At 64.1% G+C, this 13,693-nt stretch carries 12 protein-coding genes; 6 read left to right on the top strand and 6 right to left on the bottom strand.

The features are described from left to right. Positions 1-867: 867 nt before the first annotated feature. Complete coding sequence (locus KIK09_RS40475; RefSeq protein WP_214324797.1) at positions 868-1,332, top strand: hypothetical protein; 465 nt, start codon at positions 868-870, stop codon at positions 1,330-1,332. A gap of 176 nt (positions 1,333-1,508) precedes the next feature. Here KIK09_RS40475 and KIK09_RS40470 read toward each other — a convergent pair whose 3' ends face one another. The 4 genes from KIK09_RS40470 to KIK09_RS40455 form a co-directional block, all read right to left on the bottom strand. After that, positions 1,509-1,859, bottom strand: a complete 351-nt coding sequence (locus KIK09_RS40470; RefSeq protein WP_214324796.1) for a PASTA domain-containing protein — start codon at positions 1,857-1,859, stop codon at positions 1,509-1,511. A gap of 618 nt (positions 1,860-2,477) precedes the next feature. After that, the gene (locus KIK09_RS40465) at positions 2,478-2,918 is read right to left on the bottom strand and encodes a hypothetical protein (protein WP_214324795.1); all 441 of its coding nucleotides are present in this window, start codon (positions 2,916-2,918) and stop codon (positions 2,478-2,480) included. A gap of 71 nt (positions 2,919-2,989) precedes the next feature. Further along, a complete protein-coding gene (locus KIK09_RS40460) occupies positions 2,990-3,529 on the bottom strand; it encodes a hypothetical protein (RefSeq protein WP_214324794.1) in 540 nt (179 codons plus the stop codon). Between the two features lie 119 nt (positions 3,530-3,648). Further along, complete coding sequence (locus tag KIK09_RS40455) at positions 3,649-5,175, bottom strand: hypothetical protein (protein ID WP_214324793.1); 1,527 nt, start codon at positions 5,173-5,175, stop codon at positions 3,649-3,651. A 270-nt stretch (positions 5,176-5,445) separates the two neighbouring features. On the opposite strand from KIK09_RS40455, the gene KIK09_RS40450 reads away from it, so the two are divergent. Then, entirely contained in the window at positions 5,446-5,592 is a 147-nt protein-coding gene (locus KIK09_RS40450; protein WP_214324792.1) for a hypothetical protein, read from the top strand. A gap of 905 nt (positions 5,593-6,497) precedes the next feature. Then, the gene (locus tag KIK09_RS60285; RefSeq protein WP_214324791.1) at positions 6,498-7,145 is read left to right on the top strand and encodes a site-specific integrase; all 648 of its coding nucleotides are present in this window, start codon (positions 6,498-6,500) and stop codon (positions 7,143-7,145) included. A 1,135-nt stretch (positions 7,146-8,280) separates the two neighbouring features. On the opposite strand, the gene KIK09_RS40440 is transcribed toward KIK09_RS60285, so the two are convergent. Next, entirely contained in the window at positions 8,281-9,423 is a 1,143-nt protein-coding gene (locus KIK09_RS40440) for a nucleotidyltransferase family protein (protein ID WP_214324790.1), read from the bottom strand. Positions 9,424-9,622: 199 nt separating this feature from the next. On the opposite strand from KIK09_RS40440, the gene KIK09_RS60765 reads away from it, so the two are divergent. Continuing rightward, positions 9,623-10,141 (top strand): transposase, encoded by a 519-nt coding sequence (locus tag KIK09_RS60765; protein WP_372455754.1) that lies wholly within the window; start codon positions 9,623-9,625, stop codon positions 10,139-10,141. On the opposite strand, the gene KIK09_RS40430 is transcribed toward KIK09_RS60765, so the two are convergent. Next, positions 10,094-10,774, bottom strand: a complete 681-nt coding sequence (locus KIK09_RS40430) for a hypothetical protein (RefSeq protein WP_214324788.1) — start codon at positions 10,772-10,774, stop codon at positions 10,094-10,096. The two genes, KIK09_RS60765 and KIK09_RS40430, sit on opposite strands and share 48 nt — an antisense overlap. Positions 10,775-11,500: 726 nt before the next feature. Here KIK09_RS40430 and KIK09_RS40425 point away from each other — a divergent pair. Next, a complete protein-coding gene (locus KIK09_RS40425; protein ID WP_214324787.1) occupies positions 11,501-12,601 on the top strand; it encodes an oxidoreductase family protein in 1,101 nt (366 codons plus the stop codon). A 99-nt stretch (positions 12,602-12,700) separates the two neighbouring features. Beyond that, on the top strand, positions 12,701-13,672 hold the full coding sequence (locus tag KIK09_RS40420) for a nucleoside-diphosphate kinase (RefSeq protein ID WP_214324786.1): 972 nt from the start codon (positions 12,701-12,703) through the stop codon (positions 13,670-13,672). Positions 13,673-13,693 lie beyond the last annotated feature (21 nt).

The raw sequence follows: 13,693 nt of genomic DNA, 5'->3' as shown, positions 1-13,693 counted from the left end.
GCGTAACGACGACGGCGACGGGAAACTGACTCAGGCGACTGCCTGCGGGGCAGCAGCGACATGCGGCACTCCACTCCCGGCGACCCCGCAGGGACGCAGATAAGGAAGATCTAAGAGCAAAAACGCCGCAATCACGCCACAAACCGGCACATACCGTCAAGATCTACACAAAGTGATCATCAGGAAGACTCGAACATCCGCTCCCATACCGGGATGGAGTCCCATCCATGCACCTCAGCCGCGATCTTGCTGACTTCCAGTCAAGGATTACCGTCTGTAAACGGCCCAGGTGACGCTCCAGCGCGCCGTTCGAGAGGATCGCTGACTTCACAGCAAACTCACAGAAAACCCTCGGGCCCGCCAGACTCGAGATGGGGGCGTTGACCTGCAGAAAACATTGAGCTGGCCTTGACGACCCTGCTAATCCATGTCTAGATCAACCCCGTTTGCGGCTGTCGGCTACGGGGGTTGCGCGTGAAGTGGAGCCGTCAGCCGTCAGCCGGCCGTCGAGGTCGCCACCCTCCTTGTCGGCGTTGCGCTCCTCGGCACGGCCGCGGCTCTGGTCGACAGCGCGCGCTCAGACACGATGCTGGACGCGCTCACCACGTCCGACGAGCCAGCGGTGACATCCACCCGAACCGCCATCCTCCGCGCCCACCCCACATCCGCGACAGCCGTACACATGACCGCCGCCACCAGCGCGACAGTCATTATCGCCGCGCAGAGAATGCACCACGTTGCGAAGACCCGCCATAAAGGGCACACAAAACACCACCACAAACACCCGCGCCACAGCCACTCCAAGAAATGACCGGATGAATTTCGCCCGGGGAATCGTTCCACTGGCTGACGTGGGAAACTGCTCGCGTGACCGAGGACCGTTCGTCAGCAATCAATTACTGGCTCGCAGTCTGGCATCTCAACCAGCTTCACGCATGCGATCCCACTCACGGCGAGGGACGACGCATGTGGGCCGACGCAGCTCTATACGCCCTTGGGCAAGCCGAAGCCAACGGCCTGGACAAGACCACAGCCGCTGCCAGCCGGTTCCGCCTACGCGCCAACGTGATCACCGACGTCGGCCCGAACGGAGATCCTCGGTGGGACCCAGACGCGTTAGGAGACGACATCCTTCGCGCCCTGCCGCTCACCCGAGAGCAGGCCGCGACTTGGTCACTCACTTGGCGCGACCGCCCACCGTCAGAAATCTTGAATCTGCGCCACTGCAAAAATCTACTGATCGCCGCCAAGAGCATTCGCACGCATCTGAAAGATGCCACCATCACGACCAACATTGATCAGTGGCTCGCCTTCTGGGAGCGACTCCCGTAGCGCTCCGAACTGCGAGTCGACACCATGATCGTGTCTCGACACGGGAGACCAACTCATGCTCATCGTCGAGGTAGAGCGAGTTGGCTCATCACCGTGGTCTCGCATCTCGGCTCCAGAGCGTGCTTGGCGATGATCGACGGATTGCGGAGACGTACGCCGCATGCCGCGCTGCGGCCTCACGAACCTCGGTGACGTGAAGCCGTCTCCTTGGGGAAGACCTGCAGGAAGATCCGCATGCTGGTTTTGAGCAGGGTCCCCGGCGCTGGAAGCTGACCGGCCACAACCCACTCCTTCGGATCTGCAATCCCATCAGGGTTCGCCCGCGTGATCTGCGCGGTGAACCCAAGTGCAGCGATCTCCACGCTCGCGCTCGTCACGTCCTTGCTCCACAGCTCAGGCATCGTGGCAACGTCAGTTAGAGGGGTCTCGGCGATCGTCGAGGCCGGCGCCAGTGACGGGGCGGAGGCACGATCATCGGTCCGGCCGAGGACCAGGGCGGCGGCCGGCGCGGTCAGCGCAAGTCCCATGACGACCAACGTGGCAAGTAAGGGCGCTCCGATCGGCTCACACCCTCCTTAAGAACACCTCGCTGCACGCGCCGTCGCGACGAACCTTGGTGACATCCATGGCCCCAGCCCCGCAAAGGAAATTCTGGCGGGCTGGGGCGCCTTATTTTTCGATTGCTATTCCCCTACAAATCGGAGAAAACGATGAGGCCGCAGCAAACATTCACGACATACCCCTACCAGCTTGTCTGCGAATTCTGCCGAGAGGATCTTCGGATTTGATCTCACTTCAGAGATCTCATCCAGCAGAGACTCCACCTGGAGCCGATTCAGCACGGTATCCCCGCAAGGATCCAAGTGGCCGAGTATTGGATACCTTTTGCGGTCAATCCCGCGGAGAACTGGGTCGAACTCCGAGTCTACGGGAATCGATTCCACAAGATCCCACTTTCCTGACCTCACCTCGACCTTAATCATCAAGGGTCCAAGTCGCGCGGAAGGCCTGGATGCATCGTAATCAATTCCCCACCTCGACCATCACGAATGATCGTGTAGGTTTTTGTTGGGAGACCATGTCGATCGGTCCCGATTATGTTCTTTGCTGTAATGAAATACCGTGCATGACCTGCACGGATGACATTATCGGCAGGCACAGTGTCGTAGGTGACGACCTCGGCCTCGTATGCCGCCGAACTGTCGGAGGCGATGGCCGGGAACTGCTTGAACCGGCTGATCACCTCGCCGATCTCGACCCTGGGGGGAGATCAGCGCACCGGAACCGGCCTTCTGGAACATCGTCGCCGTGTACACGGAGCGGGTGCTGGCGCTCTTGTTGGCCTCCTCGAAGGCGGCCTTGAAGCTGCCGGACGCGACCAGGCCGTTGGCCTCGGCCTGCAGGGTGGCCGCCAGCGAGGTCTGGTGGCTGACCGACACCGACGTGATGCGGATGACGGCGTAGAACTCTCCGCCGGTCTGCAGCCCGCGCACGAAGCTGTCGCCGAAGGCGCGGCTCGCAAAGTCCTCGGCGATCTCGGTATCCACCCGCCCGTGTACGTGGAACCAGGTGATCAGAGGCGGCACTCGCAGAGTCCTGACCAACTACCACCTCAATCGGTGGCCTGTTCTGCCGTATCGGGTGGCGACGGCGACCTTCAGACGAGTGCCCTGGACACCAGCCCGTCAAGCTCGGAGGCTGATTCCGTGGTCAGTCGGTAGAACCCCTGCAGGCTAGGCGAGCGCTCAAGACGTCCGTCCTCGGTGACGTATTTGAGCGTTCGTGTCTTGCCTCGCGCGTTCCGCCAGGTGAGCCGAGGCAGAAGATCGCCGGGAACCGGCAGGTCGAACCGGACGGGAGTCGCGTCGACATGGATCGGCTCGGCCCCGCACCCATAGGCACCGAGCATCGCCCAGTCCTCGTGACCGGGGCAGGCCGAGTCCTCCCAGTGTCCTGGGACGGGCCCACAGCACTCGCCACGATCGAGGTCCACGATGCGCATGCGGCTGACCACGTGGACGACGTAGCGGTTGACGTGCAGCGCGTACACCTCGTCACCAGGCTGTGCGCCCGTCCAGGCCGGCAGCGACTGGTGGGCGCCGCTGAACGCGACCAACGGCCGCTCGCCCACGCGACCGTGCTTGCGGAGGGCCCGGCAGGTGTCGTGTGTCCAGAGAACGGTGAAGGCGTCCGGCATGGAGCGATCTTACGGATAATGCCGACAAATCGCGTGACCGATTCAGATCAGCACTCAGCTCGGCCCAGCGGCCCGTTCTCGAAGATCCGGCGAGAGGCCGCTTGGCGGTGCAGGGGCCGCTAGGCGCGTGCTGGGGGCAGGCCGTAACGGCTGACGGCCAGGTACGTCTCCGGCGTCGCCGCTTCGAGGAGCCCCTCGTCGCCTTCCAGGTCGAGTTCTGGCTCCTGGGGACGGCGCAGCAGATCACTCCAGGCGCTTGTCGCTCCCCGCTCGTAGGCGTAGCGGAGCAGGGGGCGCAGCCGGGGGCGGGCTTCCTCCTGCTGCTCACGGAAGATCCGCCGCTGGGTGAGTCGCTGTTCTTCCTGAGCGTCGTCGCTGAGTTCCTGGTCATTGGCCGGCTGCTCCTCGGCGCGCAGCCCCGGGGTGCGCTGGGCGATGGCGAGGTCTTCCTCGCGGAGGCGCTCGCAGGCGGCGAACAGCTTCCGGGACATGCCGAGGTGAACCTCGGTTCCGGGGATGCGGCAGGCGAGGAAGTCGTCGAGGCCCATGGAACGGATCCTGGCGCGCAGGGTGTGCCGCTCGGTGTGGGGCGCTGCTCCGCGGGCTTCGGCCCGCATGGCGAGGGTGAGGTCGTCGCCTTCCAGGGGCGTGGTCAGCCCGGAGCGCCGATGACGGGACGCGCGGTCGGCGGGAACGGGCACGGTGCGCAGTTGCGAGGCGGGAGCGGAGCGCAGCGCCAGGTAGGTAAGCATTTGGGCGCGGGCCGCGCCGATGAGCGCGTCGTCGCTGTCGCCGAGACGGTCTTCGAGGTTGCCTGAGCCGACCGCTGACTCGTCGTCGATGTCGAATCCGGCCGGGGTGAGCGGCGGCTGTCCGGGGTGCAGGTCGTGGTCGATGGTGAGGAAGAGGTCGTCTCCGGGCCGCACGGACGCTCCGACCAGGACGGTGCGGTGGGCGTACGAGCCGAGGATCTTGCTGCCGGCGGCCAGTTGCGCCCACCCCTTGCGGAGCGTGCTGAGGCCCACGTCGCCACCCTTGGCCTCGATCAGCCAGTACAGGTCCTCTGCCTGGTGCTGCCCCCATAGGTCGGGCAGCTTCTCCTTCGGATCCTTGAACGTGTTGAGCAGAGCAGGGATCGGGCCACAAAGTTCGAGGTGCTCGGTCTGACCGAGGCCCAGCAGTGAGCGGCAGGCCCACTCGGTCATCGTCATACCCAGCCGGTAGGCGGCTGCGTTCTTCGCGCTGCGCTCGGTGCCGTACGCGTACACCGGGTTCAGGGTCAGGCGCCAGCCCTTGGTGCCTCGTACGGGGTGCTGAGGCTTGACGGGGTGCGTGCCGAGATAGGCGTACAGCGGGGCAACCCGGGCGACGAGTTCCCCGTGCGCATAACGCGGCTGATTCTGCAAGTGCGGGGTGACGTCGCGGCCGACCTCAATGGCGGCCTTGATGATCTCCCGCCAGGTGGTGGTCGAGACGTACCAGCCGTCGGTCGCCGGGAACCCGCCCGACCACGCCCACGGCTTGTGCTTGGCCGTCCGCCACTGCCTCCTGGGCTTCTTCGCAGGCCCGTTACGGAAAAGGACCGGTACGTCGAAGCTGTCGGCGTAGGTGAGCGGTGGCTCGTCGGGGACGTGTGCGGGGATCATGTGGATCACTCTGGCACGGTAGGATCGCTTCCGGCGCCGGGTATGGGGTTGCCGGTCGGTTCCCAGTGGGAGCCATTCGGTTGGCCTCGGGAGCGGGTGTGGGGCTGAAGAACTCGAGTACTTCAAGCGCAGAGCCCTTCGTCCGGTGAGTGGGAGGGCTCTGGGGCGCCGAATGGCTAGTCCGGGTCACCTGGGATCATGTTTCGTGATCTTGTCGATGGTGTACGCCGTCACCCGGCGTCTGTTGTCTGAGGTGCCCACCGCCAGCTCATGCTGAACGCCGGTAGCGCCGCCCTCGCCGCCCTGGCCGACCTGACCGACATCGAACCGGCCCTTCTGGAGGCCATCGAAGCCTGCCTGCCGTCCAGTCGGCATATCGACCTCGACCTGGGATCGCCGCCCTGTCCATCCGGCTGACCGCCCACCGCCTGGCCACCACTCAAGACCCGGCGCGACGAGCCGCGCTCCATCTCACCCATGCGAACCGCCTGCGCAACGTCAGCCAGCACCAGAACGCCCTGAAAGCCTCCCAGCAGGCCGTCGATCTGTACGGCGAGCTGACCCGACTCAACCTGAGTCTCCCCCGCACTCCGGACACTTGACCTGAGGTCATCCCCCGATCGAGTGCGAGCCCTAGCTGGCGCGTCTGTCGTCGCACACCGTGAAGGGTGGAGGTGGGACAGATGGCAAAGACTCGTGTGCGGGTCAGCAGGCGATGCGGCTGCGTGGATGCGGAAACAGGACGTCAGCGAGGGGTGACGTGTCCGCGTCTGCCGGTAGATGACGATCACGGTAGCTGGTATTTCGCGGTGCAGGTACGTGGCCTGGACGGGCAGCGGCAGCGCGTCCGCCAGGGTGGCTACGCTGACCCCGAGGAAGCGCAAGCGGCAGGCCGTGCCTTGGCCGCTGCCGACCACGATGGCGCAGGGGCCGGACGCACGCTCGGGCAGTGGCTGGCACGCTGGCTGGCCACTAAGGACGCCCTGCGTCCGTCGACCCGGCAAGGCTACGCCACACACATCCGCCTCCACCTCATCCCGCAGGGACGGATCCTGCTCCACCAACTCACCTCCCGCGATGTCAACAGACTGCTCGCGAGGCTCGCGTCCCGTCCTTCGCCGACCGGCCGCCGACTGTCACCGTCCACCGCGACGCGGATCCACGCCACCTTACGGACTGCACTGAACGCGGCGGTCCGTGCCCGGCTGATCCCGGTCAACCCGGCCAACGGCGCCGAACTGCCCCATCCCCGGCGACCGCATCCGGTCGTCTGGACTGCCGGGCGGACAGCCCGGTGGCAGCAAACAGGAGAACGTCCGGCAGTGGCGGTCTGGACCGAACAACAGCTCGCGACCTTCCTGGCCGGCATCGCGCAGGACCGCCTGTACGCCGCCTGGTGGCTGGCCGCGCTACGCGGACTGCGCCGCGGTGAGCTGGCCGGGCTGCGCTGGACGGACGTCGACCTGCAGGCGGCGGAGCTGACGGTGGCGCAGCAGCGGGTGCACGCCGATGGTCACGTCGTGGTCGGGCCGCCGAAGAGCGCCGCCAGCTGCCGGGTGGTGGCCCTGGACGCGGAGACCGTACGGGTGCTGACCCGGCACCGCGAGCGCCAAGAGAAGCTGAGCGCGACGGCGGGAACCCACTGGCAGGACTCGGGATACGTGTTCACCACCGCGGAGGGCGAGCCGCTACGGCCGGACTACCTCACCGGCCGGTTCCGCCGGCTGGTGGCCGCCTCCGGACAGCCGCCGATCCGGCTGCACGATCTGCGCCATGGCGCCGCTACGCTGGCGCTGGCCGCGCGCACCGATCTGAAGGTGGTGCAGGCGATGCTGGGGCATGCCAGCATCGTGCTGACCGCCGACACCTATGTCTCGGTGCTGCCGGAGGTGGCCCACCGAGCCGCCCGGGAGACGGCCCGGCTGGTGCTGAGCGCCGCGTCCGCGCTGGGGCGACCGCTCGGCGGCTGACTCAGCTCTGCCTCATATTTGCCCCATGCCGCCCCAGCACGCGGACTCGGCTGGAGTTTCCGCTGGTGGAGAAGCGCGCCCTGCAGGATTCGAACCTGCGACCGTCGGATTAGAAGTGAGGGCACGTCCCGGGGCGCGCGAGCACGCACGGAGCACGACGGCGTCGTGCGGCCCACCGCAGCGCCCCCGCTTCTTCTGATCTGATCGGGCGCCGTGCCGGGGGTATCAATGCTCCTCGGCAGAACTGCGCCTGCCGAGAGTATCCAGATGTCGAGGTGGCGGGCCGAAACGGCGCGAGCGCAGGACGCGCCGCACCGTCGCCTCGCTGACCTGAAAGCCAAGCCACGTCAGCTCCCCTGCACCCGTCGATGTCCTCTCTCGGGTTCTCCCGCACCAGCCGAATGATCAGATCCCGATGCTCCGAAGGCGTTCCTGGACGCCCGGGCCGATAGGGGTAGGTTCAGGCTTGCCGCAGCAGACGATGATGCCATGCCAGCAACGTCGCCGGGGTGACCAGCCGATGAGCGCGCAGCACGCCGGCAACCGGCGGGCCAGCGCCGGGAGAACAACCCGCTCGGCCCAGTCCGGCTTCGGCGTCCGACCTGACGCTGCAGCACCGCCACCTCGTGACGCAACACCATAATCTCCGCGTCCTTCGACGCTTGACTGTGGCCCAGCAACATCAAACAGCCGAACACTCGCAGTGTGATCAGATAGAGCAGGCGGACAAGCACAAGACACGATCTTGACCAATATCAACCCTGTCAAACCACAGGTCAGAGCCATCGTGGCCGCGTTTTGACGCGGTACTGATCAAAACCGCAGATCAAGCACCCGCGATGAATTATGAAGGGTACAGGGCACGTGCATTTGTAGACTGCCTGATACGGACGCCCGCAGTGATCGACATGGAGCAGAGGCTGCAGAGCCTCGTGCCGCTCAACCATCGCGGCGAGCAGGCACGGAAATGGACGGTCGCCGCACCGTTGCGACAGATGAAGGGCAACTCAAGCATCAGCGCAGCTGATTGGCTTTTCGTTAGACCTTGAGTATCCAGAACGCTTGTCGGCGGCTTCGGCTTGGGCGTCGTCAGCCATTTAACGACCTCCTCCTGGAATCAGATGCAACAGCCGCCTCACGTACTGGGTATGGTGCTCTTTCCCGCCTCCGCCGCACGTTCGGTAAGGAAGAGTCGATCGGGGAACGGGAGATGCCAACTCTTGGGTGCTCCGTCGGCCTGTCCGTACTCGTCTAGGTAAGATAGGTTCGCCGGGCGCAATCCGTCTAGCATCCGCTCAGGAATGTGATAGGGAAACAGTTGCGAGGCGAAGTGGAGGGAGTAGTAGACGATTCCTTCGGCGCCGGATTCCTTCGCGCGCTGAATGATCTCTTCCTGTGTCGGTAGATCGAGGAGCTTGCTGGCCAGCGCGACTTCGAGAAACTTGCTCAGCTCCAGATCGCAGCCGCGCTCGATATAGAATACACTTGTGGCCTCCTTATGCAGGTGGGAACAAAGGTCAATGAACTCGTCGGCGTCGCCAAGTTTCCACGCCGGTTCGCCGCCTATCAGGAAGGGTCTAGCACGATCCAGGAGTTCCGATACCGGCACGCTTACGCCGGAGTTGGGTTGGAAGATGTCGAGGCAGACGTCGATATCGAACTTGGGAACATGGAGACGGTGCCCCAGTTTCACGTACGGCAACTGATTATTGAGGTGGATATTCCAGTATGCCTGAGTGGTACGCGCGAAGGGCTCGATGCTCTGCAGGTCTTCCGACGCTTTGCCCTGCACATATCCTGCAGCGGTGAAAGCTTCCCGCAGCAGCTTGACATCGCTGCGGTGGATGAGAACGTCGAGGTCCTCCATCTGGCGGACGCCTGGGTCGCGGTGGAGCCGGTCGGCCAAGACGGGCCCCTTGCGGATGGCATACCGCAGCCCGCTGTCGTTGAGAATCCGGATCAATCTGGCCCACTCGTCGAGCAGGGCGAGATTGCGGTCGCGATTTGTGTGGTATGCCGCCACAAATAGCCATGGGTAGGGCCACTCGAGGTCGCCTCGACGGCGCTGAAAGCCGTAGCGAGCCACATGACGACCCAGCAACGGCATGACCCGATGTCGAGCGGCTAGGTCGACGAATCTGCCCCAGTCGAATTCTGGTGTACCGACAAGTGCCCAGCACTGGTCGACGTCCTCATCACTCAGATTGGTCTTTATCATCGTCAGCAATAGCCGCGTTTCCGGCGACGGATGGCGATTGTCGGTGAAGCTGTTACTCATCGCTGCCTCTCGGTGGTAGTTGATCCGGGGATTGTTGCTAGCGCCTGGCGGCATCGTGTGTCGTGATCATCTTATATAGACTTTGCGGACTGCGGGGAGCCCGGGAGCGCAACGCGATCACCTACTTCGCTCATGAGGCGTCTGTCCACACCCGGCCACCACCGTGGTCAAGCGCACCGGGGCACGCAGCTCGGTAAGGATGATTTCGGCCATAGTCCAGCGCGGGCAATTGTGCTTCTATCTCTTCGACGATGGCCTGAACGCTGACCACTTCATTGCCTTCCGTGAGCGGCTGATTCGCGATAGCGACCGTCCCATTTTCTTCATTGCGGACAACAGCCGGGTCCACCGGGCCAACAAGGTGAAGCAGTTCGTCGAGGAAGGTGACGGCCAGCTTGAGTTGTACCTTCTGCCGCCGAACTCGCCGGAGTTGAATCCTGAGGAGTGGGTGTGGAAGAACCTCAAGCACGACCGGAGCGGACGCGCACCGGTTAGATCTGGCCTCAATGTGAGATTTCGGCGGAGATGTGTTGCAAGATCAGCTCCATGTTCCCGCTACGCAACGTCATGCAACAACTCATCCACCCGTAGGAAACGTCCTACAGCAGATAAGGTCTCAACCAAGCCGGGGCGGCCCATACCGACGTCTGACCGGCTCCGTGCACGATGGTCAACCCAGAATGCCCCACTCATCGAGCTTTGCTGTCAATTCGCTTAGCAGTTCGGGGGTCATCCGCTTGCGTGCTATAGCTTCGGGTGTCTCTTCGGCGACACCGAGGTGCCAGATGCGCTTGCCAGTCTTGGGGTCGACCAGATAGCCGCGCTCCTTGACCACGGGGCCGCGGATGAACAGCGAGACTGCATTCTCCTCGGCCACCAAGGCGTGCAGCATGCTGTGGTGCAATGCATAAATTGACCCGACTCGCTCAATCCGCACCTGTAGCGGCTTCGGGATCGGCAGCTGCATAGTGTCCTCGTAGGTCTCCAGACCGTACAGCAAATGCCGGAACTGCCCCTTTAGGATCATGCTCGCAAAGGACCACCGGTGGTTGTGCGGCAGGTCGTCGCAGCCGGACCAGAAGATATGCATCCTGACTCGGAAGCCGGTCTCGTCCTCATACAGAACGAGCTTGTCCAGCTGCTGCCCAAGCTCTGCGGTGTCTACAGGGCTGGGATGCTCGCACAGGGCGAGCAGCTCGGGACGGTTCGGCAAATCGTACAACGCCTTGCGGAGGATCCCGCGGTTTGTGTTGAGCTGCTCCAGCGCTTTGCGACATGTCTCCTCGACCGAACTGGTGTCCTCCCAGTCGATCGAGCGCAAAGGCTCGACGACGGATTCTAGGTCACCCACGAACTGTCCCTCCCGAATCAGGTCCAGAGTGTCCGAGTGGCTCACTGTCCAATTGAGCCGCCAAGCGTTAAGTGGGGAGTTTTCCTGATGTGCCTGTTGTGTGTCAATTAACGACACCGAGCCGGACGCCGAACCCTGAGGGCCACCCATGTCTTGGACCTCCCCTACGGCCGCGCCAACCAGGTGATCGCCTCACTGGCCGAGCAAGCCACCAGCCAGCATCCACCTCATAGCGGTCCCAGCGCAGCTCCTTACGGCCGAAGAACACGCCCGACACGGGTTTCGAAACTCCTCGGGGATGGGCCGTATCTGCGTTCCGAGGCGCGGATGCCATCTGCCGTCAGCAGTGCGGACTAGGGGTGGAATGGAGACCCTTGGTTGCGTCGCGGGAACCACAACTCGGCCTTTGTTGAGGTTGTGGCTTTGACGCCATGCATCCGTTGAGGGATGCTGTGCAGCAGTTTCGTGATCACGGATGGCCCGCCGAGACTATGCGGCGCTGGTACCTATTGACGAGAGTGGTATGGACTGTCCCAGCCGGTTCCACGAGTCGTACATGCAAGAGCATGCCTTCGTTCTCGACGGCCCGCACGCCGACCGCGGCCTGTCGCGCCCCTGCCGTGCGCTGCTTGCGGCCAGCGAGCAACGCATAGAGGAAATGCGGGCAGCTCTGAACCGCTTTATGGCTGAGGGACTCCTTCCGCGCGCAGCGGCGCGTGATGCGGCATGAACATCGAGGATATCCGTCATGCATGGATTCGCGAACACCTCGGATGGCAGCTGACTGGGCAGGAGCCGATAGTGGTGCAGTCGATCTCGCATACCGGCGGCGCCATGGGCAGCGTGGACAGAATCGACTGCGAGGGACGTTCATTCGTGTTCAAAGGATCACCTGGCGATCTCAGCGCGTGGGGCAACCTGCTCACCGATATGGGAGATCGAGAGGTGCGGACTTACCGGCTCCTCGAATCGCGGTGGCCATCCGCTCCGAAGGTGTCGCCGACCTGCCTCTGGTCGGCGCTGAGCGGTGAAGGCTTTGGCGCGCTTGCCTTAGAGGATCTGGGTCCCACTCCCGATCTAGGCAGCACGATGGCCGTCGGCCTCAGCCGCAGCCAGGCGCTCGCCGCCGTTCGCTGCCTGGCCCTCGCCCATGCGTCATTCGCCGTCCGTGGCGGGGACGCGCTCGCTGCGCCGTATCCATGGCTCTACACCGCGGCATCCGCCGGGCTGATCGACGCCATCCGAATGGGCCTCGACGACCTACCGCACATGACGGAGCACTGCTGGCCGGGCCAGTTCGACCCGGGACTCGTACGGGCGATTCTCGATGTCGACGTGAAGGGAGTTCTCGAACGGTCCAACGTCGATGCTCCGTACGTTTCGCTATGCCACGGCGATGCGTGGGCCGGCAACATCCTGTTCGTTCCGGCCGCGCCATCAATGGACTGCGCGACGGAGGCACGCCTGATCGACTGGCAATTCGCGATGTGGGGCAACCCGCTATCGGATGTCGCGATGCTCTTCATGTCGTCACTGACCCCGAGATCGCGAGCCGCGTGGCAGAGCACGCTGCTCGACGTCTACCACGCGACTTTGACGTCACAGAGCCTCATCGACATCAACCTTGCCGAGTGCCATGCCGCCATACGGCAAGTTGAGCCAGCTGCCGCTCTCGTGGCGCTGGCGACCCTCGAGGGTTTCACGACTGGCATGACGGTTTCCGAGCTCGCCTGTTTCGCCCCAAGGGTGACTGCTGCGATCGAGGTCGTTGCACGTTCGACGATCACGTCCGGCCCACGCGTTGATCAGTCCCGTCCCCCTCGTTAGGGTTTGCGCGCTAGCGATGTTACTCACGTACCGACACGGAAGCATGGCACGATGTCAAAGAGTCTCCTTACTGAGCTGGTGCATGACGACTGTTGGCGGATGTTCACCGCGGATCGGTCCAAGATTGAGACTTTCGCCGACGACCCCGCCTTTGAACAGGCATTCCTCTCCGCGTACGAGGCACTTAGTGAGTCACTGGCCGCTGTGCTGCGGCACCACGCCTTCCTCCTCATCCAGCCGGACTGCCTCGCCAAGCGGATGGCAGGGCGCTGCCTGACGTTCGTTGAGCAACACGGCTTCCGACCAGTTGCCACTGTGCGGGTGCGTCTCGATCCCGCCATCGTCAGCGGTCTGTGGTTCTATCAGTCGCAATCGTCGACGCCCGACAGCAACACAATCGGTGATCTCGTCTGCGGCCGGTCCGACTCGCTTCTCGTCGTACTGCGGGACGAGGCTCCCGAGCCGGACGTGCCGGGCAGTCTCCGGCTGACCCGGCTTAAGGGGCCTGCCCGGCCGGAGCGGCGGACTGCCGGACATCTCAGAACCCTGATCGAGGCACAGGGCCCGCTTGTAGTCCTTGTGCACACGTCCGACGAACCGCTCGACATGATCCGGGAGTCGGCGATCATCTGCGGTCCCTCGGCGGGCGACCTCTATTCGGCGATGACTGGCCCCGTGCCCGACGACGCCAGGACACGGCTGATCGCGCACATCGACGCGCTCTATCGCGAGACCGAGGCGCACGACCTGGACTCCGCAGCCGCGCTGGCGCGACTGCGCGACACCCTGACGGCTGTTGGCCGCGACGCCCGAGGCGCGCAGGCCGCGCGGCGGTTGCTGTCCACACTGGACACGGTTGGCGCTGGCGACGGAGTTCTGGACTGGCAGCCGTTCGCGAACGATCTGCACAGCGTTGGCATCGACCCCGGCTCGTGGGATCCGGTGCTCATCGGCAGCCGGTACGTGCAGCTCGACGTCGCGAGTGTCCCACGCAGATTCGCCGTCGCCCACCCCGAGCCTCCTGAGCTGGTCTGCAAGTCGCAGACAGCCCGGTCAGAAGGGACGGCGTGACTATCAACGCGGAGCACAAGG

This window comes from Nonomuraea sediminis, from assembly GCF_018531495.1.
GTDB classification, from domain to species: Bacteria; Actinomycetota; Actinomycetes; order Streptosporangiales; family Streptosporangiaceae; genus Nonomuraea; species Nonomuraea sediminis.
This window is presented reverse-complemented; position numbering and strand designations above follow the sequence as displayed.

Bases quoted from the DNA above. Each gene is read 5' to 3' on its own strand.
- KIK09_RS40470 (WP_214324796.1), bottom strand. From the start codon at position 1,859: ATGGGACTTGCGCTGACCGCGCCGGCCGCCGCCCTGGTCCTCGGCCGG.
- KIK09_RS40460 (WP_214324794.1), bottom strand. From the start codon at position 3,529: ATGCCGGACGCCTTCACCGTTCTCTGGACACACGACACCTGCCGGGCC.
- KIK09_RS40455 (WP_214324793.1), bottom strand. From the start codon at position 5,175: ATGATCCCCGCACACGTCCCCGACGAGCCACCGCTCACCTACGCCGAC.
- KIK09_RS40450 (WP_214324792.1), top strand. From the start codon at position 5,446: ATGCTGAACGCCGGTAGCGCCGCCCTCGCCGCCCTGGCCGACCTGACC.
- KIK09_RS40440 (WP_214324790.1), bottom strand. From the start codon at position 9,423: ATGAGTAACAGCTTCACCGACAATCGCCATCCGTCGCCGGAAACGCGG.
- KIK09_RS60765 (WP_372455754.1), top strand. From the start codon at position 9,623: ATGATTTCGGCCATAGTCCAGCGCGGGCAATTGTGCTTCTATCTCTTC.
- KIK09_RS40425 (WP_214324787.1), top strand. From the start codon at position 11,501: ATGAACATCGAGGATATCCGTCATGCATGGATTCGCGAACACCTCGGA.
- KIK09_RS40420 (WP_214324786.1), top strand. From the start codon at position 12,701: ATGTTCACCGCGGATCGGTCCAAGATTGAGACTTTCGCCGACGACCCC.